The 1985-nt window shown below is 74.1% G+C and carries 2 protein-coding genes; both read left to right on the top strand.

Translation table 11 applies throughout. From position 1 onward, the window contains the following. The coding region (locus tag B7767_RS12370) for an alkaline phosphatase family protein (RefSeq protein WP_085572242.1) at nt 1-1217 on the top strand (1217 nt) is incomplete at its 5' end. A 41-nt stretch (nt 1218-1258) separates the two neighbouring features. Next, nucleotides 1259-1909: a thymidine kinase gene (locus tag B7767_RS12365; RefSeq protein WP_085572241.1), complete on the top strand. Its 651-nt coding sequence runs from the start codon at nt 1259-1261 to the stop codon at nt 1907-1909. The last annotated feature ends 76 nt before the right edge of the window (nt 1910-1985 follow it).

Here is a 1985-nt window from a genome sequence, read left to right as displayed (position 1 = left end):
CCCCCGCGCGGCCCGCGCCGTCCCCGCCTCCCACCGCCTGGGACGACGCGCACCCCCGCCCCCTCGCCCTCGGTTCCGCGCCCCTGCCCGAATACGGCACCGGTTCGCTCGCCGACCTGCTGCCCACGCTCGCCGCCGGCATGGCCGTCCCCGGTACGACCGCCGCGATCCCCGAGCTGACCCCCGCCGACCGGAACTGCGTGTTCCTGATCGACGGGCTGGGCTGGGAGCAGCTGAAGGCGCACCCCGAGGAAGCCCCCTTCATGACGTCCCTGCTCGCCGCCTCGCGCGGCGGCACCGGCCGTCCGATCACCGCCGGGTACCCGGCCACGACCGCCACCTCCCTGGCCTCCGTCGGCACCGGCCTGCCGCCGGGCGCGCACGGCCTGCCCGGCTACACCGTGCGCAACCCGGACACCGGCGAGCTGATGAACCAGCTGCGCTGGCAGCCCTGGACCCCGCCCGGCCCCTGGCAGCCGTACCCCACCGTCTTCGAGCTGGCCCACCGCGCGGGCGTGCACGCCGCGCAGGTCACCTCCCCGGCCTTCGCGAACACCCCGCTGACCAAGGTCGCGCTCAGCGGAGGCAGCTTCCACGGGCGGCTGTCCGGCGAGGAGCGCATGGACGTCGCGGCCGAGCAGCTGGCCGCCGCCGACCGCTCCCTGGTCTACACGTACTACGCCGAGGTCGACGGCGCGGGCCACCGCTTCGGCGTCGACTCCGACACCTGGCGCGGCCAGCTCATGTACGTCGACCGGCTGGTCCAGCGCCTGGCCGAACAGCTCCCTGCGCGCAGCGCGCTCTACGTCACCGCCGACCACGGCATGGTCGACATCCCCTTCGACGAGGACCACCGCGTCGACTTCGACGAGGACTGGGAGCTGAAGGCGGGCGTCGCCCTGCTCGGCGGCGAGGGCCGCGCCCGGCACGTGTACGCCGTACCGGGCGCCGCCGACGACGTGCTGACCTGCTGGCGCGAGGTGCTCGGCGAGCAGTTCTGGGTGGCCTCGCGCGACGAGGCGATCGAGGCGGGCTGGTTCGGTCCGGCGGTCGACGAGCGCGTGTACCACCGGATCGGCGACGTGGTCGCCGCCGCGCGGGACGACGTCCTGCTGATCGCCTCCGAGCGGGAGCCCAGGGAGTCGGCGATGGTCGGCAACCACGGTTCGATGACCCCTGCCGAGCAGCTGGTCCCCCTGCTCGAAGTACGCTCCTGAGTCTCCGCCCGCAACCCCTGCCGAAAGGTGCCCGACCTCCCATGCCCGAGCTGGTGTTCTTCTCCGGAACGATGGACTGCGGGAAGTCGACGCTGGCTCTCCAGATCGAGCACAACCGTTCGGCACGCGGTCTGGTCGGCATGATCTTCACCCGCAACGACCGGGCCGGCGAGGGCAAGCTGTCCTCCCGCCTCGGCCTGGTCACGGACGCGGTGGAGGTCGGCGACGGCGCGGACCTGTACGCGTACCTCGTCGACCACCTCTCCCAGGGCCGCCGCGCGGACTACGTGATCGCGGACGAGGCGCAGTTCCTGGCCCCGGAGCAGATCGACCAGCTCGCGCGGGTCGTGGACGACCTGGAGCTCGACGTCTACGCCTTCGGCATCACCACCGACTTCCGCTCCAAGCTGTTCCCCGGCTCCCAGCGGCTGGTGGAGCTGGCCGACCGGGTCGAGGTGCTCCAGGTGGAGGCCCTGTGCTGGTGCGGCGCCCGCGCCACGCACAACGCGCGCACGGTCGGCGGGGTCATGGTCGTCGAGGGTGCCCAGGTGGTCGTCGGCGACGTCACCGGCTCCGCGGACGAGGTCGGCTACGAGGTCCTGTGCCGCCGTCACCACCGCCGCCGCATGACGGCCGCGACGGCCCACGCGGCGGCACTGTCGCCCGACGTCCTGCCGGTCACGTCGGGCTGACCGGACGGCCGCGGGGCACCGGCGGGTTCGCGGCCCTGGCCGGCATCCGGTCCGGCCCCGGCCCGGACACCGGGGG

Source organism: Streptomyces sp. 13-12-16, assembly GCF_002114215.1.
GTDB lineage: Bacteria > Actinomycetota > Actinomycetes > Streptomycetales > Streptomycetaceae > Streptomyces.
Note: the sequence above shows the minus strand (reverse complement) of the source record. Positions and strands in the feature narration are given on the sequence as shown.

Bases quoted from the DNA above. Each gene is read 5' to 3' on its own strand.
- B7767_RS12365 (WP_085572241.1), top strand. From the start codon at position 1,259: ATGCCCGAGCTGGTGTTCTTCTCCGGAACGATGGACTGCGGGAAGTCG.